Source organism: Ruegeria sp. HKCCA4633, from assembly GCF_013034605.1.
Classification (GTDB): Bacteria; Pseudomonadota; Alphaproteobacteria; order Rhodobacterales; family Rhodobacteraceae; genus Ruegeria.
Genome location: NZ_WQGJ01000010.1, coordinates 68272 through 93417 on the forward strand (window position 1 = coordinate 68272; position 25146 = coordinate 93417).

Annotated in this window: 30 protein-coding genes; 21 read left to right on the forward strand and 9 right to left on the reverse strand. The window is 56.9% G+C overall.

The features are described from left to right. The first annotated feature begins 11 nt into the window (after positions 1 to 11). The 5 genes from lptC to GOV85_RS19060 all read left to right on the forward strand — a co-directional run bounded on the left by lptC (position 12) and on the right by GOV85_RS19060 (position 3203). Complete coding sequence (gene lptC / locus GOV85_RS19040) at positions 12 to 611, forward strand: LPS export ABC transporter periplasmic protein LptC (protein ID WP_171181116.1); 600 nt, start codon at positions 12 to 14, stop codon at positions 609 to 611. Positions 612 to 614: 3 nt separating this feature from the next. Then, a complete protein-coding gene (locus GOV85_RS19045) occupies positions 615 to 1106 on the forward strand; it encodes an LptA/OstA family protein (RefSeq protein ID WP_171181118.1) in 492 nt (163 codons plus the stop codon). After that, entirely contained in the window at positions 1106 to 1864 is a 759-nt protein-coding gene (lptB, locus tag GOV85_RS19050) for an LPS export ABC transporter ATP-binding protein (RefSeq protein ID WP_171181120.1), read from the forward strand. The genes GOV85_RS19045 and lptB overlap by 1 nt, the downstream gene beginning before the upstream one ends. 252 nt (positions 1865 to 2116) lie before the next feature. Further along, a complete protein-coding gene (gene hpf, locus GOV85_RS19055) occupies positions 2117 to 2680 on the forward strand; it encodes a ribosome hibernation-promoting factor, HPF/YfiA family (protein ID WP_171181122.1) in 564 nt (187 codons plus the stop codon). Positions 2681 to 2738: 58 nt separating this feature from the next. After that, the gene (locus GOV85_RS19060; RefSeq protein ID WP_171181242.1) at positions 2739 to 3203 is read left to right on the forward strand and encodes a PTS sugar transporter subunit IIA; all 465 of its coding nucleotides are present in this window, start codon (positions 2739 to 2741) and stop codon (positions 3201 to 3203) included. Positions 3204 to 3253: 50 nt separating this feature from the next. Here the strand turns inward: GOV85_RS19060 and GOV85_RS19065 are convergent, their stop codons facing one another. After that, positions 3254 to 3769, reverse strand: a complete 516-nt coding sequence (locus GOV85_RS19065; protein ID WP_171181124.1) for a CAP domain-containing protein — start codon at positions 3767 to 3769, stop codon at positions 3254 to 3256. On the opposite strand from GOV85_RS19065, the gene GOV85_RS21715 reads away from it, so the two are divergent. From GOV85_RS21715 to GOV85_RS19075, 3 genes are all read left to right on the forward strand, one after another. Beyond that, on the forward strand, positions 3768 to 3893 hold the full coding sequence (locus tag GOV85_RS21715; protein WP_256368706.1) for a hypothetical protein: 126 nt from the start codon (positions 3768 to 3770) through the stop codon (positions 3891 to 3893). The genes GOV85_RS19065 and GOV85_RS21715 overlap by 2 nt on opposite strands. 45 nt (positions 3894 to 3938) lie before the next feature. After that, positions 3939 to 4538, forward strand: coding sequence for a L,D-transpeptidase (locus GOV85_RS19070; RefSeq protein ID WP_171181126.1), 600 nt, complete (start codon positions 3939 to 3941; stop codon positions 4536 to 4538). Between the two features lie 139 nt (positions 4539 to 4677). Next, positions 4678 to 4860 (forward strand): hypothetical protein, encoded by a 183-nt coding sequence (locus tag GOV85_RS19075; RefSeq protein WP_010442520.1) that lies wholly within the window; start codon positions 4678 to 4680, stop codon positions 4858 to 4860. A 132-nt stretch (positions 4861 to 4992) separates the two neighbouring features. Here the strand turns inward: GOV85_RS19075 and hemH are convergent, their stop codons facing one another. Both hemH and GOV85_RS19085 read right to left on the reverse strand, forming a co-directional pair. Continuing rightward, the gene (gene hemH, locus GOV85_RS19080) at positions 4993 to 6042 is read right to left on the reverse strand and encodes a ferrochelatase (protein WP_171181128.1); all 1050 of its coding nucleotides are present in this window, start codon (positions 6040 to 6042) and stop codon (positions 4993 to 4995) included. Between the two features lie 57 nt (positions 6043 to 6099). Beyond that, positions 6100 to 6930: an SAM-dependent methyltransferase gene (locus tag GOV85_RS19085; RefSeq protein ID WP_171181130.1), complete on the reverse strand. Its 831-nt coding sequence runs from the start codon at positions 6928 to 6930 to the stop codon at positions 6100 to 6102. A gap of 16 nt (positions 6931 to 6946) precedes the next feature. On the opposite strand from GOV85_RS19085, the gene GOV85_RS19090 reads away from it, so the two are divergent. The 4 genes from GOV85_RS19090 to GOV85_RS19105 are packed head-to-tail and all read left to right on the forward strand — an operon-like array spanning position 6947 to position 9257. Continuing rightward, positions 6947 to 7675, forward strand: a complete 729-nt coding sequence (locus GOV85_RS19090; protein WP_371810807.1) for a ComF family protein — start codon at positions 6947 to 6949, stop codon at positions 7673 to 7675. A 38-nt stretch (positions 7676 to 7713) separates the two neighbouring features. Beyond that, a complete protein-coding gene (grxC, locus tag GOV85_RS19095) occupies positions 7714 to 7971 on the forward strand; it encodes a glutaredoxin 3 (RefSeq protein WP_171181132.1) in 258 nt (85 codons plus the stop codon). After that, complete coding sequence (locus GOV85_RS19100; RefSeq protein WP_171181134.1) at positions 7971 to 8801, forward strand: carbon-nitrogen hydrolase family protein; 831 nt, start codon at positions 7971 to 7973, stop codon at positions 8799 to 8801. Before grxC ends, GOV85_RS19100 begins: the two co-directional genes overlap by 1 nt. A 15-nt stretch (positions 8802 to 8816) precedes the next feature. Further along, positions 8817 to 9257, forward strand: a complete 441-nt coding sequence (locus tag GOV85_RS19105) for a MarR family winged helix-turn-helix transcriptional regulator (protein ID WP_170334681.1) — start codon at positions 8817 to 8819, stop codon at positions 9255 to 9257. 107 nt (positions 9258 to 9364) lie between these two features. On the opposite strand, the gene GOV85_RS19110 is transcribed toward GOV85_RS19105, so the two are convergent. Both GOV85_RS19110 and ubiG read right to left on the reverse strand, forming a co-directional pair. Further along, positions 9365 to 9883 (reverse strand): hypothetical protein, encoded by a 519-nt coding sequence (locus GOV85_RS19110; RefSeq protein ID WP_171181136.1) that lies wholly within the window; start codon positions 9881 to 9883, stop codon positions 9365 to 9367. Positions 9884 to 10017: 134 nt separating this feature from the next. Beyond that, entirely contained in the window at positions 10018 to 10767 is a 750-nt protein-coding gene (gene ubiG, locus GOV85_RS19115; protein ID WP_171181138.1) for a bifunctional 2-polyprenyl-6-hydroxyphenol methylase/3-demethylubiquinol 3-O-methyltransferase UbiG, read from the reverse strand. A gap of 48 nt (positions 10768 to 10815) precedes the next feature. On the opposite strand from ubiG, the gene pip reads away from it, so the two are divergent. The 6 genes from pip to infB all read left to right on the forward strand — a co-directional run bounded on the left by pip (position 10816) and on the right by infB (position 18109). Continuing rightward, positions 10816 to 11793, forward strand: coding sequence for a prolyl aminopeptidase (gene pip / locus GOV85_RS19120; protein WP_171181140.1), 978 nt, complete (start codon positions 10816 to 10818; stop codon positions 11791 to 11793). Beyond that, complete coding sequence (locus GOV85_RS19125; RefSeq protein WP_171181142.1) at positions 11790 to 12611, forward strand: ABC transporter substrate-binding protein; 822 nt, start codon at positions 11790 to 11792, stop codon at positions 12609 to 12611. Before pip ends, GOV85_RS19125 begins: the two co-directional genes overlap by 4 nt. Positions 12612 to 12770: 159 nt before the next feature. Further along, positions 12771 to 13361 carry a ribosome maturation factor RimP gene (gene rimP / locus GOV85_RS19130; RefSeq protein ID WP_171181146.1) on the forward strand — a complete coding sequence of 197 codons (591 nt, stop codon included), beginning with the start codon at positions 12771 to 12773 and terminating at the stop codon, positions 13359 to 13361. After that, entirely contained in the window at positions 13361 to 14980 is a 1620-nt protein-coding gene (gene nusA, locus GOV85_RS19135) for a transcription termination factor NusA (RefSeq protein ID WP_171181168.1), read from the forward strand. Before rimP ends, nusA begins: the two co-directional genes overlap by 1 nt. Positions 14981 to 15002: 22 nt before the next feature. Beyond that, a complete protein-coding gene (locus tag GOV85_RS19140; protein ID WP_171181171.1) occupies positions 15003 to 15626 on the forward strand; it encodes an RNA-binding protein in 624 nt (207 codons plus the stop codon). Positions 15627 to 15634: 8 nt separating this feature from the next. Then, complete coding sequence (gene infB, locus GOV85_RS19145; protein ID WP_171181173.1) at positions 15635 to 18109, forward strand: translation initiation factor IF-2; 2475 nt, start codon at positions 15635 to 15637, stop codon at positions 18107 to 18109. Positions 18110 to 18386: 277 nt separating this feature from the next. On the opposite strand, the gene GOV85_RS19150 is transcribed toward infB, so the two are convergent. After that, positions 18387 to 19286, reverse strand: coding sequence for a LysR substrate-binding domain-containing protein (locus GOV85_RS19150; protein WP_171181175.1), 900 nt, complete (start codon positions 19284 to 19286; stop codon positions 18387 to 18389). A 118-nt stretch (positions 19287 to 19404) separates the two neighbouring features. Here GOV85_RS19150 and GOV85_RS19155 point away from each other — a divergent pair, with 118 nt between their 5' ends. The 3 genes from GOV85_RS19155 to GOV85_RS19165 all read left to right on the forward strand — a co-directional run bounded on the left by GOV85_RS19155 (position 19405) and on the right by GOV85_RS19165 (position 22037). Then, positions 19405 to 20022: a pyridoxamine 5'-phosphate oxidase family protein gene (locus GOV85_RS19155; RefSeq protein WP_171181179.1), complete on the forward strand. Its 618-nt coding sequence runs from the start codon at positions 19405 to 19407 to the stop codon at positions 20020 to 20022. Between the two features lie 67 nt (positions 20023 to 20089). Further along, a complete protein-coding gene (locus tag GOV85_RS19160) occupies positions 20090 to 21070 on the forward strand; it encodes an alpha/beta fold hydrolase (protein ID WP_171181181.1) in 981 nt (326 codons plus the stop codon). A gap of 55 nt (positions 21071 to 21125) precedes the next feature. Further along, the gene (locus GOV85_RS19165) at positions 21126 to 22037 is read left to right on the forward strand and encodes a PhzF family phenazine biosynthesis protein (RefSeq protein WP_171181183.1); all 912 of its coding nucleotides are present in this window, start codon (positions 21126 to 21128) and stop codon (positions 22035 to 22037) included. A gap of 291 nt (positions 22038 to 22328) precedes the next feature. Here GOV85_RS19165 and GOV85_RS19170 read toward each other — a convergent pair whose 3' ends face one another. From GOV85_RS19170 to tdh, 3 genes are all read right to left on the reverse strand, one after another. After that, complete coding sequence (locus GOV85_RS19170; protein WP_171181185.1) at positions 22329 to 23156, reverse strand: alpha/beta hydrolase; 828 nt, start codon at positions 23154 to 23156, stop codon at positions 22329 to 22331. Between the two features lie 3 nt (positions 23157 to 23159). Then, positions 23160 to 24041: a tryptophan 2,3-dioxygenase gene (locus GOV85_RS19175; RefSeq protein WP_171181187.1), complete on the reverse strand. Its 882-nt coding sequence runs from the start codon at positions 24039 to 24041 to the stop codon at positions 23160 to 23162. Between the two features lie 63 nt (positions 24042 to 24104). Next, positions 24105 to 25133 (reverse strand): L-threonine 3-dehydrogenase, encoded by a 1029-nt coding sequence (tdh, locus tag GOV85_RS19180; RefSeq protein WP_171181246.1) that lies wholly within the window; start codon positions 25131 to 25133, stop codon positions 24105 to 24107. Positions 25134 to 25146: the final 13 nt, after the last annotated feature.

The window sequence follows — 25146 nt, forward strand, 5'->3', positions numbered from 1 at the left end:
GGGGGGGCGAAGTGGACAGATATTCCCGCATGGTGCAGTTCCTGAAGGTCCTGTTGCCGCTTGCGGCCATCGTCTTGCTGTCCACTGTCTTTCTGCTGTCCCGCAGCATCGAAACAAATGTGTCAGTGCCTTTCGCGCAAAATGACATTGATGAACGGCTGGCGCAGCAAGTCGTGACCCAGCCAAATTACCAGGGTACAACCCGCAAAGGCGAAGATGTGCAAATTGAAGCCACGCAGGCCACCCAAGGCAGCGAAGGGTCAACTCCGGCAGCGTCTGAATTCCGCGGCCGGTTTGGTTTACTGAATGGCGGAACGATCACATTGGATTCCAACTCTGGGTTAATTCGTCCGGATGAGGGCACGGCCACCTTTGTCGGCGACGTGGTGATCACCACAGCGGATGGTCTTCAGGTCACAACAGATCTGCTCAACACGTCGCTGGACGAAATTCGCGGCGACACACCGGGGCAGGTGAACGGAACCGGGCCGATCGGCAACTTTTCCGCCGGGCGCATGACCTTTGGAACTGAAAAAAAGGATGGTCCCGTCCATATTGTTTTTACAGATGGCGTGAAGCTGATATACGAGCCTGAAAAGGCAGAAAGATAACCTGTGTTCGATTTTCGTTTTGTTCCTCTGTGTCTCGCTGTAATTGTGGGTGCCGGGTCCGCGACTGCGCAAGAAGCGCAGGTGGCCTTTGGTTCTGCGAATGCCGACCCAAGTCTGCCGGTCGAGGTGACGTCTGAAACGCTGAATGTGAACCAGGAAGACGGCTCTGCCGAGTTCCTTGGAGATGTCATCGTTGTACAGGGTGAAATGCGGCTGACAGCTGAACGGGTTTTGGTGATCTACAATCAGGAACGCTCGGCCATCGAACGGATGGAGGCAAGCGAAAACGTGGTTCTGGTCAGCCCACCTGACGCTGCTGAAGGCGATTGGGCAGAATACACAATCGACTCGGGCGTGATCGTGATGAAGGGGAACGTCCTTCTGACACAGGGCCCCAGTGTTATCAGCGGCGATCAGATGAACGCCAATCTGACGACGGGTACCGCAACGATGACAGGGCGTGTCAAAACGATCTTGCAGCAGGGCAACAACTGATGGCGCGCCCCGAGCTTTCTGTGGCCGAGGGCAGTTCAGGCCTACGTATCGAGAAGCTGCGAAAGTCTTATCGGAAAAAGACGGTTATCCGAGAGGTTTCCATGACACTGGACCGGTCCGAGGTCGTGGCGCTGCTGGGACCAAACGGATCGGGTAAAACCACAACTTTCTATTCCGTGGCGGGTCTTGTGTTTCCCGAGGCGGGTAAAGTGACAATCGACGGCCAGAATGTCACGACCTTGCCGATGTATCGGCGCGCTCGAATGGGGATCGGCTATCTGCCACAGGAAATGTCGATTTTCCGCGGGATGAGCGTCGAGGACAACATCGCCGCCGTTCTGGACATCACTGTCGCACACGCCCATCGGCGGAAAGAGCGGCTGGAAGAACTGCTGTCTGATTTCTCTATCGAGCATTTGCGCCGGGCCCCGGCCTTGGCGCTTTCGGGTGGTGAGCGCCGCCGTGTCGAGATCGCGCGCTGTTTGGCAGCAGATCCGAAATATCTGCTCTTGGACGAACCCTTTGCAGGCGTCGACCCGATCAGTGTCGGGGATATTCGGCATCTGGTGGCTGACCTGAAAAAACGGGGAATCGGTGTTCTGATCACAGATCACAACGTCCGGGAAACGCTGGAAATTGTGGATCGCGCCTATATCCTGCATGATGGCCAGGTGCTGATGTCTGGCACACCTGATGAAGTTGTCGAAAACGAGAATGTGCGTCGGGTCTATTTGGGCGAAAACTTCCGTATTTCATAGGGTTGTGCTGAATGGCATCCGGTTCACGACGGAAATCGCGTATATACACGCCTGTTTTGATTGACTCTTCCTTCGTCTCTTGCCTCAATTGGTCTATGGCATTTACTCGGTTCCAGTCTGGATCTCGATGTCCCTTCTTCGAAGGGCAGGTTTTAAGGCAACCGCAGAAAATGTCGCGACCCCCCACCCGATAAAAACAAGTTCGTCGCGGACTGCGACGTCAGAATGGGTGTGAATTGTGAAGGAGATCACATGCGTTACCAAATCAGCGGAAAACAGATCGACATCGGCGCGGCCCTGCAGACACACGTGCAGACCGAGCTGGGCGAGGTTGTGGGCAAATATGCTCAGCGGCCAACAGATGCCAACGTCGTCTTTTCCCGTTCAGCGCATGAATATGTATGCGAAACAACTGTGCATCTGTCGACGGGCCTTACCGCCCAGGCCAAGGCGCACGCAACTGAGATTTATGCAGCATTCGAGGCATGCTGTGACAAGATGGAAACCCAACTGCGCCGCTATAAGCGCCGACTGAAGGATCACCACAAGGACCGTTCAGAGCCGGTTGAACTCTTTGGTGCGTCCTCTTATATCCTCGCCTCTGACGAATCGGACACGGCAAACGAACCCGAATCGCTGCAGCCCATGATTGTGGCTGAGATGGAGACGAAAATTCCGTCTCTGAGCGTTGGGGAAGCCGTGATGCAAATGGAACTTGCTGGCGCTCCGGTGCTGGTGTTCAGGAATGAGAACAAGGATGGATTGAACGTTGTCTACCGTCGCGATGACGGTAACATCGGCTGGATCGATCCGTAACAGGCAAGAAAACGGGACCGCACCCGCCAAGGCGGGTGCCGTTCCATGGAGCGTGATCATGGAGCTTTCGAGCATTCTCAAGCCCGAGGCAGTACGTGTACTCTCGGCCGCTTCCAGCAAGAAGCGGTTGTTTCAGGAAATCGGCGACGTCGCCGCCGCGACCCGGAGCCTTGATGCTCAGGCCGTCGTTGATTGCCTGCTTGAGCGCGAAAGCCTTGGCCCCACTGGCGTTGGGCATGGTGTGGCTTTGCCGCATGCGCGCCTGGCCGGGCTTGAAGCGGTTTCGGGCGTGTTTGTCATGCTGGAAAAACCCATCGATTTCGGGTCGGTTGATCGACAGCCTGTAGACATCGCTTTTGCGCTGTTTGCGCCGGAAGAGGCGGGCGTGGATCATCTCAAGGCGCTGGCATTGGTGTCGCGCACGTTGCGAGATACTTCGGTCTGCACCAAGCTGCGAGCGAACCCAGATCCGGTTAAGCTCTATGCGATATTGACCGAAGCTCAATCTATGCAAGCTGCTTAAAAGACTAAAAAAGCCCCCGTTTTCCGGGGGCTTTTTTAGGCAGATCTGGATCAGCCGCCGGATCCCATTTCCAGCGTCCACCAGATTTTTCCACCGCTTTCCTGATGCCAGGCGAACCCCATCTGGGTTGCCTTAGGGTCCATGATGACAGCGCGCGGTCCCGGTTCTTGCATCCAGGCTGCCAGTGTCTCGGTCTCGGTCTCGTAGGTTTCGGAAATGGCCTCGCCCAGAAATGTGCCGAAATACCCGACCCGCGCGGCCCGATCGATCGGCGAAGAACCATCTGACCCAAAGTGCCAGGGCCGGTTTTGTCGGGCCATATCCTTGGAATGCGTTGCTGCCGCCGCGTTAAGCTGAGAGTTCAACTGCACTGCCTGCAGACCCTGAGCCTGCCGCAGAGCGTTGACCGAATCCAACATACGGAACTGCAGCTTTTCCGGGTTGCCGCGAATCTTGTAAACCGTCGGCAAGGGGCGGCCATCTGCGCCAATGGCCGTGGTGCGGGTGTCAGTACATGCCGCAAGTGCGACAAAGCAAATCAACAGTAAAGAAACGATACGCGTCATGATCGACCTGATAATTGTGTTGTCACCCGGCATAGCGTGCCTGACTGCGCTGAGCAAACGTACATTCGTCATTACTCGCGTGATTCTGCCGGTTTGGTTTGCGACTGAAGCATTCTCGCAATAGAATAGGCCAGATTTCAGAACTCTCCAGAACACAGGACCCATTGTCATGGACAAAAAGCGTTTTCTGTCGCCCACACGCCGGGGGTTTCTGACCGGTGCTACCGCGTCGTTGGCGTCTCCGGCGCTGGCCCAGTACATTCCGGGTGATCCGCTGCGCCCCGCGCCTGAACCCGAGCCGCCCGTGCGTCGCAACGTGTCCGGTTTCCGGGCTTTGGACTGGCAGCCGTATTTCTCGAACACCAGAAACGGCGCTATTCTGGTCGATACCGTGTCTCGCGCGCTGCATTATTGGTCAGATGATCAATCCGTATACAAACTCTATCCATCTTCGGTGCCTTTGACCGAAGAGATGACCCGTCGCGGGCGCACCAGCGTGATCCGCAAAGTTGAAGGCCCCAGTTGGTCGCCGACACCGTCGATGAAGAGAAGAAATCCGGAATGGCCCGACTATATCCCGCCGGGGCCAGATAACCCTCTGGGAACGCACGCTTTATATCTGGGCTGGAAATATTATCGCATTCACGGCACCCACGATACGCGCAAAATTGGGCGACGTTCGTCGAATGGCTGTATTGGCCTCTTCAACGATGATATTGCTGAACTGTTTTCTATGGCGAAGGTCGGCACGCAAGTGTTGCTAATTTGACGACATTTTCCTTCGCGAAGCCGCTTAGCGCTCAAGTTGCAATTGCAATCCAGCGCCAATGCTGATTAGAAAAAAACACGAGGTAAGTCTTAGGTGCGCGGTTCCGGGCATTGGAACCGTGCAAATTCTGGAGGTTAATATGAAAAAACTCGTTCTCGCCGCAGCTCTGACCGCCGCAGCTTCGACCGCATACGCTGGCAACCTGGAAGAGCCGGTTGTTGAAGCACCTGTTGTTGTTGAAGAAACTCAAGGTTCGTCGCAGGGCATCATCCTGCCGCTGATCCTGCTGGTTGTTGTTGCTGCTGCTGTTGCTGCAAGCTAAGCCAACACGGAATTCTTGAAAAAGGCGGTGGAGCAATCCACCGCCTTTTTTATTTCCGACTGTTTGTCTCGGCCCTCGGGGATTCATTGTTGAACGAATCGCCCGTCCACCGTGGCGATCGCCCGAGCGAAATTATTCCAGCCAACCGCGCAGGTTATCTTCGACCACCTTCCCAAGGGCCGCTATGTGCGCATCGTCGTCGTTCAGGCATGGAATATAGGTGAAGGTCTCGCCTCCCGCCTCTTCAAAGCTTTCCTTGATCTCTTCGTTGATCTCTTCCAGCGTTTCGATGCAATCGGCTGAGAACGCGGGCGCGATGACGGCAATGTTTTTCTTACCCTGCTTTGCCAGATCCGCCACATGATCCACGGTGTAAGGCTTCAGCCATTCCTCGGGACCGAATCGAGATTGGAAGGTCGAAACCAGTTGATCATCCGACCAGCCCAACCGCTCTTTCAGCAGACGTGATGTCTTGGCGCACTGGCAGTGATAGGGATCGCCTTGCTGAAGATAGCGATCTGGCATTCCGTGGTACGAACAGACCAGAATGTCGGGTTTTGTCTCCATTGCCGCATAGGCGCGCTCGACAGATTGCGCCAGCGCGTCGATGTAACTGGCCTGGTCGAAATAGGCGGGCACAGTGCGAGATGCTGGTTGCCAGGCCTCTTCCATCAACGCACGGAAGAACTGGTCATTGGCTGTGGCCGTCGTTGCGCCTGCGTATTGCGGGTAGAGCGGGAAGAACAGAATGCGGTCACACCCTGCCGCCACCATTTCACGTACCTTGGACTTGGTTGAAGGGTTGCCATATCGCATACAAAAATCGACCATCACCTGATCGCCATAGCGGTCATGCATCGCCGCCTTAAGCTTGGCGGTCTGATCCTTGGTGATCGTCATCAAAGGGCTTTCGCCTTTGTCGTGATTCCAGATCGATTTATAAGCTTCGCCTGAGCTAAAAGGCCGTTTGCTTAGGATTATGGCCTGCAGAATCGGCTGCCATTTCCATTTCGGATAGTCGATGACGCGCTGGTCCGACAGAAACTCGTTCAGATAACGGCGCATCGGCCAATATGTATAGTCATCCGGTGTACCCAGATTTGCCAGCAGAATGCCGACGCGGCCCATCCTGATCTTGGGATGATCCGTAGGAGCGTGTGCAGGGCGGATAGCGTCGAACATATGGGACTTCCTAAATTTCTTATGGTCCGGCCTGAGATAAGGGGATTTATCCGCACGTCAATCAGGCAGTTTGCCCTCGGTGGTGCGCAAGGCGTCAGCCAGACGGGCTTGGGCCGATCCTGGGCGCAGGGGTTTGGGTTGGCTATCGTGCGGCGACCAACCGGTCAGACAGATCAATTCGAAAGTGGCGGTCAAGCGGCCTGAGTCGGTCGAAAAGTGATCCGCATAGATACGTTGTGCGGCCTCGAACACGGTCCGTCTGGTCGGGCGTTTTAGCCGTGCAGACAAAGCGTTGGTTTCGCCCATATGGCGCAGATCGCGCATCAGATGCCAAATGTCGCGGTATTCCGCCGTCAGAGGTATCGAATCCGCCACGGGCAAGGCCAGACCTGCCCGCTGTAGCAGCCCGCCCAGATCTCTCAGCTCGGCCATTGGTGCGACACGGGGGCTCAGCCCGCCTGTACTTTCGACTTCGGCTTGCCCCAAAGCCGCGCGCAGTTCGTGAAGTGTTTCGCCGCCCAAACATAAGACCAGCAAAAGCCCGTCAGGTTGCAGCGACCTGTGGCATTGAATCAGCTGCCCAACCGGATCATTGGCGCAATGCAGGGCCATCGCGTGGATGACCAGATCATGGGCGCCGGGCTGCAGTGCCAGAACGTCGTCATCCTGGACCAAGGTAGCTCCCGAAAAAATGCCGTCCCAAAGCTGTGGAAACGGGCTCACGATCGCAGGCGCTGTAAAGGCTTTGTTAACTATAGAGAGCCGATCCTGCGCCTCGTCAATCGCGGCGCGATGCAGGAAGAAGGCGTCATCCTGTGCACGTCCGCGGTGGCGCAGGATAGTTTTGCGATCAAACAGAGAGGGTGCGTTGGACTCGGGCAACTTCATAGCTCGCAAGTATCGCATCGCGCGGCGGATTCAAACCGCACTCGCACTGATTTACCCGCCTCGTTGTATGGGATGCGGCGCGCTTACCGCGTCAGATTTTGGCCTGTGCGGGGCGTGTTGGCGCGAAACGCCCTTTATTGGAGGCACCGTATGCGAAAGCTGCGGAGTGCCGCTGATGGGCACACAGGATGGGTATCGGATCGAGTGTGACGGCTGCCTAAAAGCCCCGCCGCCCTGGAAGGCTGGCAGATCAGCGTTGCTGTATGATGGAAAGGCGCGTGCGCTGATCCTGGCTTTGAAACATGGCGACCGGCCCGAGCTAGCCCGCCCGGCAGCGCGTTGGATGGCGCAGGCAGGGCATGAGCTGTTGCGACCGGATATGGTGATTGCCCCTGTGCCGCTGCATTGGTCCCGTCTACTCAAACGGCGTTACAATCAATCGGCCCTGTTGGCGCAGCACCTGGGTCAGGACAGTGGGCTGGACTGTGTGCCGGACCTGCTGGTGCGAAAAAGACGGACACCGGTTCTGGATGGCAAAACGGCGCAAGAACGGGCCGAGATCCTGAAAGATTCGATTCGCATCCACCCGCGCAGGGTACAGCATCTGAACGACCGGGACGTGTTGCTAGTGGATGACGTGATGACATCTGGCGCAACACTGGCGGCCTGCGCCCGTGTATGCCAGGATGCAGGAGCAAATCATATTTTCGTGTTGGCTCTAGCGCGCGTTGCCAAGGATGCCTAATTCGCCCAAGATTGCGCGAAACCCAAAGGGAACGGAAAATGAAGCCGGTAGAAATTTATACCTCGCCGCTATGCGGTTTTTGTCATGCGGCCAAACGTCTGCTGAAACAGAAAGGCGTTGAATTCAAAGAAGTCGACGTGCTGATGCATCCCAAACGCAAACCCGAGATGATCAAACGGGCCGGTGGCAAGCGCACGGTGCCGCAGATCTTCATCGGAACACAGCATGTAGGCGGCTGTGACGATCTGTATGAACTGGAACGTCAGGGCAAGCTCGACCGGTTGCTGGCGGCCTGATGAAGACCGCGCTGCTGCAGATCACCTCGTCGGACGATCCGGCCGAAAATCTGAACACGGTGCGCGCCATGATGGCCGAGGCGGCTGGGCAAGGCGCGCGGTTTGTTTTGACGCCTGAGGTTACGAACTGTGTTTCGACCAGCACAACGCGGCAGCGCGAGGTTCTGCAGCATGAAGAAGACGACATCACCCTGGCGGGCTTGCGCGAAGAGGCCGCCAGACTGGGTGTGTGGCTTTTGATCGGTTCGCTGGGGATTAAAACCCATGACACGGATGGACGCTTTGCCAACCGGTGCTTCATGATCGACCCGCAGGGTCAGGTCGTGGCGCGCTATGACAAAATCCATATGTTTGACGTGCAGGTTTCCGAATCCGAGACCTTCCGCGAATCGAAGAACTACCGCCCGGGCGAGAAAGCCGTGATTGCCGAGACCGATTTTGGCAAGGTGGGGCTGACCATCTGTTACGATATCCGCTTCCCCAATTTGCACGCTGCTCTGGCGCAGGCGGGGGCACGCATCCTGACGGTTCCAGCGGCGTTTTCGCCTGTCACAGGGGCCGCGCATTGGGAATCGCTGTTGCGCGCCCGCGCGATCGAGACCGGGTGTTGGGTGCTGGCTCCGGCACAGACCGGAGAACATCCCAAGACGCGCGGAAAAACCCGCTACACGCACGGCCACAGCATGGTTGTCGCCCCGTGGGGGGAGGTGCTGATCGACGCAGGTACCGATCCGGGCATTCACATTTTCGATTTGGATGATAGTTCTGTGACAGAGGCGCGCCGACGTGTGCCCTCTTTGACGCATGTGCGGCCTTTCGACAGGCCCTGATCCAGAACCGGACTTATGACGGACGAAAAAAATGCCCTGGCGGTCACGCTGTTCAGCGAGATTCTGACTGCAGACCAATTGTTGCGCAACCGGCTGAGCCGGGTGCTGCCCAAGGGCATGGAAATCTCGCATTTCTCGGTGCTGAACCATCTGGTGTTTGTGGGGGATGAGCGGACCCCGGCGCAACTGGCCAGCACCTTCCACGTCACGCGTGGAGCCATGACAAACACCTTGGCCAAGCTGGAATGGGCCGGATACATCCACATCCGCCCCGACTGGGACGACGCCCGCCGCAAGATGGTGGCGATCAGCCCCGCCGGTCGGCGGGCACGGGATCAGGCGATTTCGTCGATTGCCCCGCTGATCAACCGCGTGGTCGGAGAACTGGGGCTGGAGCGCGTCCGCAGCACGCTGCCGGTGTTGAGGGATTTACGGTTGCAGTTGGAGGGAGAGTAGGGGTAGACGCTTTCCAATTTTCGACGTCCGTCAGTTTCTAGTTTTAAGCTAGAACTGGCCATGTTTGAATAACCTGCGCGACAAAACACTAAGATTAAGCGGCCGTTTTAGTTTGCACCTGTCTCTATGGGTTCTAAACCAATTGGAATGAACCTCAATTCTTCGTCAATGTTCTCATGAAGCCGTGTTCCCATTACGGCTCGCATCGTTCCCAGCGTGTTATCAACATAAGGAAAGCCGCGAACAAGCTGACCCCACATCTTACGGCCACATACTCGAATTTCCGGAACATTTAGCGCGCGAACGCTATGAAGCCATATCATTGCACCCGCCGCATCAGATGGCTGCCCGATTTTCTGGAATTTCTTTACACCATTTACTAATTTTAACGAACACATGTCACATTGATACATAACGTCCTCATCCCGAGGGATGCTTAGGTCGAGTGCTGCGGCTGGAATCACACCGCTATCTAACATTCTAAGCCTTAAAATATTTGCTATAACCAACATTGTTGAAATTTCTTCGGCATCAGCACCTTCTAAGCCAGCCGTGAAGCGCTCGATATCGTTTTTCATTGCATCCGCGGATGCGTTTAAAACTCGTTTTTTCAACCATCCAAACATAATTTTTCCAATCGTTTTAATACCAATCTATTGGCTTTTTTGGACGTGTTGGCAGGCAACAGCAACGGGAATGCCAACTTCGATCGCCTCGAATTATTGTTTGGTTTTTTATGCTCTTTCTTTCCACACCAGTTTTATGACCCCGGCTTCACGCTCGCCGTCACATAATTCACGCTCAAGTCCCGGTCCGAGATCGACCAGCTCCACAAGATCGGGTTGAACACAAACCCCTTGCGATCCACCGGGTCCAGCCCGGCCTGGCGCAGTAGCTCGAACAGTTCGTCAGGTGTGATGAACTTGTTCCACTCATGCGTGCCGCGCGGCAACCAGCGCATGACCACCTCGGCCCCGAAGATCGCCATCGCGTATGATTTCGGATTACGGTTTATGGTGGAACAAATCTGCAGCCCACCGGGTTTCAGCAAGTGTTGCGTGGCGGTCAGGAAGCTTTGCGGGTCGGCCACGTGTTCAACCACTTCCATGTTCAGCACGACGTCGAACTGCTCACCAGCGGCTGCCATGTCCTCGGCAGTGGTGTGGCGATAGTCAATCTCCAAGCCCGATTGTTCCGCATGGATGCGAGCGACAGGAAGATTGCGTTCGGCGGCGTCGGCACCCACGACCGCCGCGCCCAAGCGCGCCATCGGTTCACTGAGCAACCCACCACCGCAGCCGATATCCAGCAGGCGCAAACCCTCGAACGGGTTTTGCGCGGTCAGATCACGGTCAAACTCACCTGCAATCTGCTGTGTGATATAATCCAGACGGCACGGATTCAGCATGTGCAGAGGTTTGAATTTCCCGTGGGGATCCCACCATTCCGCCGCCATCGCCTCGAATTTTGCGATCTCGGACGGGTCCACAGTGTTCGGATGCGCTTGCATTCCTGTCTCCGTATGCTCTTTTACGCTTAAGGACTATATAGGGCCATAATGGACAAGTACCCGGACCAAAAGCGCGCAGTTCAATATCTGTACCCGCCGATCGACCCGTTCGATCAGCGCATGGTCGATATGGGCGATGGGCACCGTATCTATGTGGAACAATGCGGCAATCCCGATGGGATACCGGTTGTTATCCTTCACGGAGGCCCAGGGGGCGGCTGCAGCCCTGCTATGCGGCGCTATTTTGATCCGCGTGCGTACAGGGTGATTCTGTTTGATCAACGCGGATGTGGTCGGTCGCGGCCCACAGCATCGGTCGAAAACAACACGACGTGGCATCTTGTCGCTGATATCGAACGGCTGCGCGAACTGTTCGAAATTGATGAGTGGATCGTTTTTGGCGGCAGCTGGGGGGCGACGCTGGCTCTGATCTATGCGCAGACGCATTCTGATCGGGTCAGCCGTCTGGTGCTGCGCGGTGTGTTTCTGGCCACGCAGGCCGAGTTGGACTGGTTCTACGGCGGTGGGGCCGGACGGTTCTGGCCCGAGCACTGGCAAAAATTCACCGCTCTGCTGCCCGAGGGTGAGCTGGACGATACAATTGCTGCTTATAATAAGCGCCTGTTCTCGGGCGATCGCGCGACCGAGATCCTGTATGCACGCGCCTGGTCGCATTGGGAAAATGCGCTGGCCTCGATCCATACCAACGGATCGGTGGGCGAAAGTCCGGGTGAATACGCCCGCACCTTTGCGCGGCTCGAGAATCACTATTTCATCAACAAGGCGTTTCTGGAGAGGGATGGGCAGATTCTGGATCAGATGGATCGGATCGCCGATATTCCCGGACATATCGTTCAGGGGCGGTACGACATGATCTGCCCGCCTCAGGCCGCATGGAATCTGGCTGAACGCTGGCCCAATGCCGAGTTGAAGATGGTGCGGCAGGCGGGCCATGCGTTGTCTGAACCCGGCATCAGCGCCGAGCTTGTGCGCATCATGGATCGCGTGGCGGAGGGTGTGGCATGACCCGGATTGACCGCCGTGCCTTGTTTGCGTCAGGTGCCGCTGCCGCGCTTTTGGCGGCGACCGGTGCGTCCTTGGCGGACACGCCGAAGAAAGGCGGCACGTTGCGTCTGGCCGTACCGCGCGACGACAGCCTTGAACAAGTTGCACGCGGGGCTGTTTTCGACTCTTTGACCGAGATCGCGCCCGACGGAACGCTGCGGGGTGAGCTTGCAACAGGGTGGCAGACCGACGCCGACGCACGGGTCTGGACCTTTGATCTGCGTGATGATGCGGTTTTCCACGATGGTACACCGTTGGAAATTACGGACGTTCTGGCCGTTCTGGCGGAAGTTGGTCGCGCCGAAGCCATGGCCCCCAATCGCGTGCACTTGGAACTGGCTCAGGCCAATCCGGGTCTGCCCTTTATGTTGGCAGACAGCCGGTTTGTCGTCAAACGATCGGGTCAAACTGTGTCGCCATTACATGCCGCCAACGGCACTGGCTGTTACCGCGTCGAACGGGCCGAAGACGGGCGACATTTCCTCGGTCGCCGTGTGGTGGGGCATTACAAGGATGGTCAGGCCGGATGGGTCGATGCCATCGAGGTTATCGTAATTCCGGACGCGGGGGTTCGGGCCGAAGCGCTGCGCGATGGTTATGTCGATGTGGCGGCTCTGCCGGATAAGGCGGAAATGCAGGGTGTCCGCGGTCTTCGGTTTCACCCGTCCGAAGCGGACATGGCCCTTGCTGTAGCTGGTGCTGTCGGAATGCCGCGCCATATTGCAGGACCTTCGGTTTTAGACGACGGCCGTATCGCAGAACGGTGGTGGATGGCGTAAATTCGGCTGCGAATCCCGCCGGGGGTTGCAGACTCGGACCATCCTGCGTATATGCAGTTTCAACAGCGGCGCGTTGGACTTCTGGTTCAAGGCTCCACCGGAAAATTCGACGGGCCGCGCGCCCGTTTTTTTGTGCCCGATTAAAGGGTAGAGCACCTGATGACAAACGACTTGATAGCCAAAGCTGCCATTGACCGGCGACTGGCCGAGATCATCGCCCCCGTGATCGAGGATCTGGGGTACGAACTCGTGCGTATCCGCCTGATGAGCGGTAAGCAGACCACGCTGCAGATCATGGCGGACAAGCCCGACGGCGGCATCGAAGTGGACGACTGTGCCGAGATTTCGAACGCGGTCAGCGCCACGCTGGATGTCGAAGACCCGATCCTTGATGCCTATACGCTGGAAGTGTCCAGTCCCGGTATCGACCGCCCTCTCACGCGCCTCAAGGATTTTGAGACGTTTGAAGGCTATGAGGCCAAGATCGAAACGGCCGAGCTGATTGACGGTCGCCGCCGCTTCAAAGGTGAATTGGCCGGGATCGAAGGGGATGAGGTTCTGATCAACATCCCCGAGGGAGATGAGACGATCACCATCGGTCTGCAATTCGACTGGTTGAGCGACGCCAAGCTGGTCCTGACCGATGATCTGATCAAGGAAATGCTGCGCCAGCGCAAGGACGCCGGCGCCCTGAACGAAAACGCTTTCGACGAGATTGAGACCGAAGGGTCCGAAGAGGAGACGAACTGATGGCAATCACCTCAGCCAACCAGCTGGAGCTGCTGCAGACCGCCGAGGCCGTGGCCCGCGAAAAGATGATCGACCCCGGTCTGGTTGTCGAAGCGATGGAGGAATCGCTCGCCCGTGCCGCCAAGAGCCGTTACGGCGCGGAAATGGACATTCGCGTGTCCATCGACCGTAAGACCGGCAAGGCGACCTTTACTCGTGTGCGCACCGTGGTCGAGGATGAAGAGCTTGAGAACTATCAGGCGGAAATGACTGTCGAACAGGCGCGCCAGTACATGGAAGCGCCCGAGGTTGGTGACGTCTTCGTCGAAGAAGTGCCCCCCGTGGAAATGGGCCGTATCGCAGCGCAGTCCGCGAAACAGGTGATCCTGCAAAAAGTCCGCGAAGCGGAACGTGATCGTCAGTACGAAGAGTTCAAGGATCGTGCGGGCACCATCATCAACGGTGCAGTCAAGCGCGAGGAATTCGGCAATGTCATCGTCGATCTGGGCGGTGCCGAGGCTGTTCTGCGCCGCAATGACAAGATCGGTCGCGAAAGCTATCGCCCAAATGACCGCGTTCGTGCGTATATCAAGGAAGTGCGTCGTGAGGTTCGTGGCCACCAGATCTTCCTGTCGCGCACCGCGCCAGAATTCATGGCGGAACTGTTCAAGATGGAAGTGCCGGAAATCTATGACGGCATCATCGAGGTCAAGGCCGTGGCCCGTGACCCCGGCTCGCGCGCGAAGATCGCCGTGATTTCGTATGACGGTTCGATTGACCCCGTCGGTGCTTGCGTCGGTATGCGCGGCAGCCGCGTACAGGCGGTTGTGAACGAATTGCAGGGCGAAAAGATCGACATCATTCCGTGGAACGAAGATCAACCGACCTTCCTGGTGAACGCGCTGCAGCCCGCCGAGGTCTCCAAGGTGGTTCTGGACGAAGAAGCCGGCAAGATCGAAGTTGTGGTCCCCGAGGAACAGCTTTCGCTGGCCATCGGCCGCCGTGGTCAAAACGTACGTCTAGCCAGCCAGCTGACGAATCTGGACATCGACATCATGACAGAAGCCGAGGAATCGGCGCGTCGTCAGAAAGAATTCGAAGCCCGCACCCAATTGTTCATGGAAACGCTGGATCTGGACGAGTTCTTCGCTCAGTTGCTGGTGTCCGAAGGCTTTACTAACCTCGAAGAGGTTGCCTATGTCGAAATCGAAGAACTGCTGGTCATTGACGGCGTTGATGAAGGCACGGCACAGGAACTGCAAACCCGTGCACGTGAATTCCTGGAAGCGCAGGCCAAGGCAGCACTGGACGCAGCCCGTGCGCTGGGCGCTGAGGACAGCCTTATTGAATTCGAAGGCCTGACACCCCAGATGGTAGAAGCGCTGGCCAAGGACGATGTGAAGACTTTGGAAGATTTCGCAACCTGCGCGGACTGGGAACTGGCCGGTGGCTGGACCACGGTTGATGGCGAACGCATCAAGGATGACGGTGTACTTGAACCTTTTGGCGTGACGCTGGAAGAGGCACAGGACATGGTCATGACCGCGCGCATCCTGTTGGGTTGGGTTGATCCGGCCGAGTTGGAGCAGGCGGAAGAGGATGTCGACGGCGACGGAGAAGACGAGGAGGTCGAGGCCTGATCTCAGGCCTCGGGTGGCGCGTATGGGTCGCGGTGGCGTCCATAAAGATCGGTCTGACGGACCCGAACGCAAGTGCATTGCCACGGGCGAGGTTCAGCCGAAATACGGTCTGATCCGCTTTGTGACGGGACCGGACGGTCAGGTTTATCCCGATGTTGCGGCAAAGCTGCCGGGGCGTGGGGTCTATGTGGCGGCAGATCGCGCCGCACTGGACAAGGCCGTTGGCAAAAAGCTGTTTGCGCGCGGGTTCAAGGCGCAGGTTTCTGTGCCGAGCGATCTGAGCGACGAAGTTGAAAAACAGATCGCGCGCCGCGTGGTTGAGTTGCTCAGTCTGGCGCGCAAGTCTGGTGACGCGGTTGCCGGTTATGAAAAGGTCAAGACGTGGCTGGACCGAGAAGAAGCGCAGGTGCTGCTTCAGGCCATTGATGGATCGGGGCGCGGCAAGTCCAAACTCAGCACGCCGCACTTCGGAAAATACATTGGTTGGCTGACTGCGGACGAATTAGGGCAGGCATTTGGACGCCAAACGGTGATTCATGCTGCCATGGCCTCTGGCGGACTCGCCAAACGTGTTGTAGAGGAAGCGCAGCGCTTGCGTGGCTTGCGCGAAACGGATGACGGCGGCAGGGGCCGCGCGGAAGGGTAAGAAGCTTTATGAGCGATAATGACGGCAAAAAGACATTGGGTCTTCGTGGCGGGGCACGCCCCGGAAATGTGAAACAGAGTTTCAGCCACGGACGCACCAAGAATGTCGTGGTGGAAACCAAACGCAAGCGCGTGGTGGTCCCCAAGCCGGGCGCGGCAAAGCCAAGTGGCGGTGCTGCACCTTCGGGTGATCCGTCGCGTCGCCCGGCGGGTATATCCGACGCGGAAATGGCGCGCCGCATGAAGGCGCTGCAAGCAGCCAAGGCGCGCGAGGCTGAAGAGGCCGCCGCCCGTGAGGCCGCTGAAAAGGCGCGCGAAGAAGAGCGCGCCCGCCGCCGTGCGGAACAGGAAGCCAAGGAGCGCGAACAGCGCGAAGCCGAAGAGCGTGCACGCCAGAAGGCGGAAGAAGAAGAGCGCAAGCGCAAAGAGGCGGAAGAAGCTGCCAAACGTGCTGCTGCAGCGCCCGCGCCGGAAGAGCCGAAAGCGGCACGCGCTCCGACCAGCAAACCTGCGCCTGCTGCGACTCCGCGTAAACAGGATCGTGAACGCGAGCAGCGCGGTCGCGGCAAAGGTCGTGAAGATAATCGCCGTTCTGGCAAGCTGACACTGGGTCAGGCCACTGGTGGCGAAGGCAACCGCCAACGCTCGATGGCTGCGATGAAACGCAAGCAAGAGCGTGCGCGTCAGAAAGCCATGGGCGGCACGGTTGAGCGGGAAAAGGTGATCCGTGACGTGCAGCTGCCCGAGGCCATCATGGTCTCGGAACTGGCCAACCGTATGGCCGAACGTGTGGCTGACGTTGTCAAATCGCTGATGCAGATGGGCATGATGGTCACACAGAACCAGACCATCGACGCTGACACGGCTGAACTGATCATCGAAGAATTTGGCCACAAGGTCACGCGTGTTTCTGACTCGGATGTTGAAGACGTCATCAAAGAGGTCGAAGACAGCGATGAAGATCTGAAGCCGCGCCCGCCGGTCATCACCATCATGGGTCACGTTGACCACGGTAAAACCTCGCTGTTGGATGCAATCCGCGATGCGCGTGTTGTGGCGGGCGAGGCCGGTGGCATTACCCAGCATATCGGCGCCTATCAGGTGAAAACCGAGGGCGGCACCACGCTGACCTTCCTGGATACACCGGGCCACGCAGCGTTTACGTCGATGCGTTCGCGCGGTGCTCAGGTCACGGATATCGTGGTTCTGGTTGTTGCGGCTGACGACGCAGTGATGCCGCAGACGATCGAGGCGATCAACCACGCCAAAGCGGCAGAAGTGCCCATGATCGTGGCGATCAACAAGGTCGACAAGCCGGACGCAAACCCGGACAAGGTGCGCACCGATCTGCTGCAACACGAAGTGATCGTCGAGAAAATGTCGGGTGAGGTTCAGGACGTCGAAGTGTCCGCGATCACCGGTCAGGGTCTGGACGAGCTGCTGGAAGCCATTGCGCTGCAAGCCGAAATTCTGGAACTGAAAGCCAACCCCGACCGCGCCGCCCAAGGTGCTGTGATCGAGGCGCAGCTGGATGTTGGTCGTGGTCCTGTGGCCACCGTTCTGGTTCAGAACGGCACGTTGCGCCAGGGCGACATCTTCGTTGTGGGTGAGCAATACGGTAAGGTCCGCGCGCTGATCAACGACAAGGGTGACCGCGTCAAAGAAGCTGGCCCATCGGTTCCTGTCGAGGTTCTGGGCTTGAACGGCACGCCCGAAGCCGGTGACGTTTTGAACGTGACCGAGACCGAAGCACAAGCCCGCGAAATCGCCGCTTATCGCGAACAAGCTGCCAAGGACAAACGCGCCGCCGCTGGTGCCGCAACGACCCTTGAACAGCTGATGCAAAAGGCGAAAGAAGACGAGAACGTGGCCGAGCTGCCGATCCTCGTCAAAGCTGACGTGCAGGGGTCTGCCGAAGCTATCGTTCAGGCGATGGAAAAAATCGGCAACGACGAAGTGCGCGTGCGCGTGCTGCATTCGGGCGTGGGCGCGATCACCGAGACCGACGTCGGCCTGGCCGAAGCATCAGGCGCGCCAGTCATGGGCTTCAACGTTCGTGCCAACGCATCGGCCCGGAACACCGCGAACCAGAAGGGTGTTGAGATCCGCTATTACTCGGTGATCTATGACCTTGTGGACGACGTGAAAGCAGCTGCATCCGGCCTGCTGAGCGCCGAGATCCGCGAGAAGTTCATCGGCTATGCCGAGATCCGCGAAGTCTTCAAGGTCACCGGCGTCGGCAAAGTTGCCGGCTGTCTGGTCACCGAAGGTGTTGCCCGTCGTTCGGCAGGTGTCCGCCTGCTGCGCGACAACGTGGTGATCCACGAGGGCACGCTGAAGACGCTCAAACGCTTCAAGGACGAAGTGGCCGAGGTTCAGTCGGGTCAGGAATGCGGTATGGCGTTCGAGAACTACGACGATATTCGCCAAGGAGACGTTATCGAAATCTTCGAGCGCGAAGAGGTCACCCGGACACTGGATTGATCCGGTTCAAAACGAAATTAGAGAAAGCGGCCCCCTTGGGCCGCTTTTTTGTTGGTTCTTGTTGGGTTTCAACATCTGCCGCGTGGGCAAAACCAATCTTGGATTCCGCACCTTTTCTGACGCAGCATCCTGACGCATTCGCGGCAACTACATTTCCTCTCAACACTGCGTTGGATGGTGCCTTTGTTCCAAATGTATGGACATCTTCGGGTGCAGCAGCGGCTGAATAGTACGAGTTCGCCTTTTAGTTGGTCGCGCTCTCAAACCGGGATCCCGTTTAGCCAAGTAGGGGGTTGGACTTGAGGCACTCGGCGGCAAAATCCACAAAGGCGCGCACTTTCGCAGACACGGTTCGGCCCTCTTGATGCACAAGATGGATGGGAACCTCGGGCGGTTCATAAGGCTTTAAAACAGTCTTGAGTCGCCCATCTGCTATGTAGGGTGCCACCTGATAAGACAGAAGCCGCCCGATGCCATGGCCTCGCAAGGCCAACTCGATCACAGCATCATTTGTATTCATGCTGATGCGCGGGCTCACGCGTTTGACAGTTGTCTTTCTGCCCGTTTGAAAATGCCATTGGGCCGATGGATTGAGCGCAGTTGAGTTGATTATGGCACGATTGGATAAGTCTTCGGGTGTTTCCGGTTCGCCGTGTTGGTCAAGATATGCCGGCGACGCAAATAGTACCTGCCTCACTGCGCCGCATTTGACAGCCATGAGGCTTGAATCCGCCATGTTGCCGATCCTGATGCCGACGTCGAGGCCCTCATCAATCAGATTGACCACGCGGTCAACATAGAGGGTACGTGCCGAGAGCTTTGGGTACAGATCCAGAAATTCGCCCAAAAGCGGAGTAATGAACATACGACCAAACAAGACCGATGCAGTGACACTTAATTCCCCGGTGGGTTCGGAATAGGAACCGATTGCAGCGCGCTCGGCCTCTTCAAGATCAGCCAGAATACGTTTGGCATCCTCAAAAAACCTTTGCCCACTATCAGTCAGCATAACTGAGCGCGTTGTGCGCACAAAAAGACGTAGCCCGAGGCTTTCCTCAAGCATGGAAACCATTCGGGTCACTGTTGGCGGCGACATTCTGAGGTGACGGGCCGCAGCGGCAAAGCCTTTCAGCTCGGCCACTTTGACAAAGACGTTTAGCGCGTGAAATCTGTCCAAAATATTATTCCATATTTTGGAATAATATATTGCCAATTATCCTAATTCCGCAACACAGAAGCTCTGATTAACTTCACCTCAGTCCCAGGGCATAGCCCAGATCAAGGTGGAGAATACGATGGTACGACCCTTTGCAGAGATCAGTTTCACGCCCTCCGTACGCGAAACGCAGGCCAAGAATGGGTCAGCGACCGGTTACGCGAAGTTTCTGGCAGGTGCCCGTCAGGAGGACCTGATCAGCCCGGTTGAGGCCAGCTTCATCGCGCAAAGGGACGGCTTCTATCAAGCTACGGTCTCGGAAACCGGCTGGCCTTACGTACAATTCCGCGGTGGACCAGTTGGTTTTTTGAAGGTGTTGGATGAACGGACACTTGCCTACGCCGATTTTCGGGGCAACCGGCAGTATCTCAGTACAGGCAACCTGCTGATCAATGACCGCATCTCGCTGATCCTAATGGATTACCCCAATCAGAGACGTCTCAAGATCTGGGGTCGGGCGATGCTCATTGATGCCGAGACTGATCCGGCCCTGATGCGGCGCCTGAGTGCGCCAGGCTATCGCGCTCATCCTGAGCGGGCGATTGTGATCAAGCTTGAGGCGATGGACTGGAACTGCCCGCAGCACATCCCCCAACGCATGACCCTTGAAGAATTTGAAGATTATCTGGCCCCGTTTCGCACTGAACTGGCAGCGCTGAAAGCGCGAAACGCAAGGCTCGAAGAGGCGCTCGGCTAGCAAAACTGACCGGTGTCAAACCCCGCGCGTTAAGACGCGCGCCCTAGAATGACGAAAGGAAATACCCATGCCGCGCAATCTGAAATCCATCCTGAGCGCCAGTATTCTTGCGCTTTCTATTGTTGGGCCATTGGCACCAGCCCCTGCAATCGCCGCAGAGACCCAAGTTGAAGCTACTCAGGCCATCAGTTTCCGTACGGAACAAATCGGCGACATCAATATCGCCTATCGTGAGGCCGGAGATCCGAACAGGCCCACTGTCCTGCTGCTTCATGGGTTTCCGACCTCTTCACACATGTTCCGAAACCTTATTCCTGAACTGGCCAAGCGCTACCACGTGATTGCGCCCGATTTTCCAGGATTCGGGGCATCGGATATGCCGATGGCCGAAGACTTCGAGTATTCCTTCGCGAATATATCGAAAATGATGACGTCGCTGCTCGACCGAAAGGGCGTAGATCACTACGCGGTCTATCTGATGGATTACGGCGCTCCGGTTGGTTTTCGTATGTTTGCGGAACGGCCCGAACGAGTCACGGGCTTCATCATTCAAAACGGGAATGCCTATGAGGAAGGGCTGCGCGAATTCTGGGACCCAATCAAAGCCTATTGGGCCGAGCCATCGCAAGAGAATGGCGATCAGCTTCGTGGATTCCTCACTCTGGATGCTACCAAATGGCAATTCACCCACGGTGTCCAGAAACCGGAACTGATTAACCCGGACAATTTCTGGCACGTCCAATACTTGCTCGACCGCGAAGGCAATCAGGAGGTACAACTTGAACTTTTCCTGGATTACGGCACCAACGTTGCCGAATACCCAAAATGGCAGGCGCTGTTTCGCAAGCATCAGCCACCGGCGCTGCTGATGTGGGGCAAGAATGATCACATCTTCCCTGCCGAAGGTGCCTTTCCCTATCAACGTGATCTGAAGGATCTTGAGTTTCACCTGCTCGATACTGGACACTTCGCGCTGGAAGAGTATGGACCCGAGATTGCCACGCAGATGACTGCCTTTCTGAATCGTATCACCAACGCCAGCAACTGACGTAGAAATGGCCGCACCATGCTCAAGGGTGCGGCCTTATGCATGGAGACGAACAATGAACACGCAGGCAAATACAGCCAGACAGGCAACGGTTGAAGTCGTACACGGCTTTGTCGACGGTGGCACCGGAGGAAATCCCGCAGGTGTCATTTTGGACGCTGATGAATTGAGTGAGCAAGACATGCAGGACATTGCAGCAAGGGTTGGATTGTCCGAAACGGCCTTTGTCTCTCGGTCCGAGACCGAAGGCTTCAAGCTGGATTTCTTCACACCGAACCGACGCATCGCTCATTGCGGTCACGCGACAATCGCAGCCTTTTCGCACCTTGATGCGTTAGGTCGGATCCCCAACCCCGATACTTCCAAGGAGACGGTTGATGGGCCGAGGCGCATCCTCATGAAAGAAGGTGCCGCCTACATGGAGCAATTGGCCCCACGCTATTCAGGAGTTGAAGAGTGGGCCAAAAAGGGCGTGAAAATCGATGATGTTCTGAACTCACTCGGGATCGACAATTCTCAAATTGATCGGAGGTTCCCACCGCTTCTGGTCAATACCGGTAATAGCTTCATCGTTGTTGGTCTTTCAAATGCCAGGGCTCTTGCCAATGTCAAACCAGATTATGCCAAAATCACTCAAATCAGTGAGCAGCTGGATTTGATCGGCTACTACGTCTTCACAAACGATCCCTTAGCGACAAGTCGAGATGCCACGACTCGCATGTTCGCGCCCAGATACGCGATTGAAGAGGAAGCAGCGACCGGGATGGCCGCGGGGCCGCTGGCATGTGTATTGCACGATTTTGGCGATTCATCTCAGCGTTCATTCCAGATCGAGCAAGGAGTGTTTATGAACCCTGCAAGCCCGAGCCTAATTAAAGTTGAATTGGAGGTTGAGGATGGCGCAATCTCGGGCCTCATGGCGGGTGGCTACGGCAAGGTCGCGCGCTCGCTTCAAATTGCTTTCTAGCGACAAAAAAGCTGATCACGTGTGACGTTCGTTGGGGCCAATTCCGCGTAGGACGAGTTTACGAAATGAGTTCATCCCATTGGCGTATGGACTGCTTTTCCATCGCAATGCGACACGAGTATTTGCGTTTCGGAACAACAATTCGTGCTGCTCGCGGGGGCAGCACGAAATTTCAATGGCCGGGTTGCGCTTGGGGCTGGCATTTGCAGTTCCGGTACAAACCTCGGTTCGTGTTTGATTATTTGGCTCTCGGCGAAGGGGACAAATCTTTTGGGCGCCCGATGTCCTTGACTAACGCGACACCGATAAAAACGTCCCCGGATGCATGATGATGTCAAAATGGTGCATCCCACGTTTCAGATCGAAACTGACGGAATGCCCGGCTTTGCGCAGCTGTTCGGCATAGTCCCGGCTCTGGCGGATGAACTCGGGCGTATCGCGTTCGGCCACGGTCACGTGATAGCGCGGGCCGGGGCGGGGCAGGTGGCGGGTGGGGGACAGGTCGTTCACCTCAACCGGGGTCAATTGCAGGGGGTCGTTGATCGGCGTCAGGCTGATCGGTTCAAGATCATAAATTCCGCTGATCAGGATCACGTCGCGCACACGCAGCCCCGCGCGCGCCAGTTTGTTGGCTGAGCTTGCCATTACCATGCTGACCAACTGAGCCCCGGCGCTGTGCCCGGACAAGGTGATCCGCGACGGGTCAAAACCCAGATCAGATGCGTTGGTTGCTAGCCAGAGCAAAGCGTCGCGACATTCTTCGACCATCTCTCCGATCCGTGCATTCGGGGCGAGTGTGTAGTTCAGCGTCGCAAACGACTGTTCAGCCTCGATCAGGGCAGGTGCCATCATCGCCGAATCGCGCTGGCTGAGGGCTTGCCAATAGCCCCCATGAATAAAGACATGCAGCGGAGCACCAGCACCTTTTGCGGGAAAGAAATCCAGAACCTGAGCGGTTCCATCACCGTAAGAGATGTTCCCGATCACCTCCATCTGCGCGCGATGCTGTGCACTGAGCGCGGCGTAGCTGTCCAGATAGGGTGTGAGGTCTCCACCGATCATTGACGAGGGCGAATACTCCTGATCCAACTCGGCCTGTGTGAACCCCCGGTACAGCATTGCTCACTCCTGATCCGCATACATCAATTCGGTGCGTAGGTCGTAGAGATCATGGAAAAAGCGTAAATCCAAGGCCTTGCGCAAAAACGACACGCCACTGGAGCCGCCGGTGCCGGGTTGGTTGCCGATCACTCTTTCCACCGCTGTGACGTGATCGAAACGCCAGCGCTGGAATAGGGATTCCACGTCCATCAGCTTTTCCGCCAGTGCATAAAGATCCCAATACTGCGACCTATCCCGAAACACCTGCAGCCAGATTTTGACCACGCGCGGATCACCGGAATAGGGCTGTGCAAAGTCGCGGTCTAACAGGTCCTTTGGTACGTCAAAGCCCTGGCGGGACAGCATGAACAACACCTCGTCGTACAGAGATGGTTTGGTCAGCGCATGATTCAGCATCGCCATAACTTCGGGGTCATGCTGATGCACTTTTAGGGTCGCGGGGTCCTTGTTGCCCAGTATGAACTCGATCTGCCGGTACCCATAGCTTTGAAACCCTGAAGAGTTGCCCAGAGCCTGCCGAAACGTCATGTAATCGGCGGGCGTCATGGTCAGCAGGGTTTCCCACGCCGCGATCAACTGTCGCTGGATCGCCTTGACCCTGTCGAGGTTCTTCATCGCCGGGCCGAACTCGTCCTGTTGCAGGAAATGACGTACTTCCACCAGTTGGTGGTGCATCAGTTTCAACCACAACTCGCTGACCTGATGGATGATGATGAACAGCATCTCATCTGGTTGCGCAGGGTCCTGAAAGGTCTTTTGCAGGTTCAGCAGTGTCTTGAGCTGCAGGAAATCGCCATAGCTTTTGCGATGGGTCTGCGCGAAATCGGTGACCAGAGTGTCTTCGATCCCGCGTTCAAGAAATCGATCATCCTTATCGCTCATGTGCTTCTCCCTGCGCCGGCGTCCCCCCATGTGTAGGGGGTGAATCGGCGCAGGGCCAGAGTGTCAGGTCCAGTCGAGGACCACCTTTCCTGACCTACCCGATTTCATCGCGGCAAAACCCTCGGTAAACTCGTCGACTTTCATCTGGTGTGTGATCACGCGAGAAATATCCAGCCCGTTTTGCAGCATGGCAATCATCTTGTACCAGGTCTCGAACATCTCGCGCCCATACACGCCCTTGATGGTGATGGCCTTGAACACGATACGCGACCAATCGACCGGTGATTTCCCGGGCGGAATGCCCAGCAAGGCGATCTTTCCACCCATCACAAGAGCTTCGACCATTTGGTCAAGCGCGGCTTGAGACCCGGACATTTCAAGACCGACGTCGAAGCCTTCTTTCATTCCCAATTCGGTAATGACGTCTTGCAGGTCTTCTTTGGACACGTCGACGGTGCGGACAGTTGGCACCACATGTTCAGCCAGCTTCAGGCGATCTGGATTGATATCGGTAATCACAACATTCCGCGCACTGGCATGGCGCGCAACTGCGGCGGCCATGATTCCGATCGGGCCTGCGCCAGTGATCAGAACATCTTCGCCCAGCAGATCGAAGCTCAGCGCTGTATGAACAGCGTTGCCGAGGGGGTCGAGAATGGCTCCGATCTCATCCGGTATATCGTCGGGCAGTGGCACGACATTAAAAGCCGGCAATTTCAGGTACTGCGCAAAGGCCCCTTGCTCATTCACACCGATCCCGCGAGTGCCGGGGTCGAGGTGGAACTTGCCCGCGCGGCTCTGGCGGCTGTCGGTGGTGATCAGATGCCCCTCTCCGGAACACCGCTGACCGATCTCAAGCCCCGTCACGTTGCGCCCGATCTCGACGATCTCACCGGCGAATTCGTGGCCGGTGATCATCGGAACCGGCACAGTGGCAGAGGCCCATTCATCCCAGTTCCAGATATGAATATCGGTCCCGCAGATGCCGGTTTTGTTGATTTTGATCAGCACCTCTTCCGGCCCGATCTCGGGCACCGGGGCCTGCACCATCCACAGGCCCTCTTCGGGTTTGGATTTTTCCAGTGCCTTCATGGTGTTGGGGCGC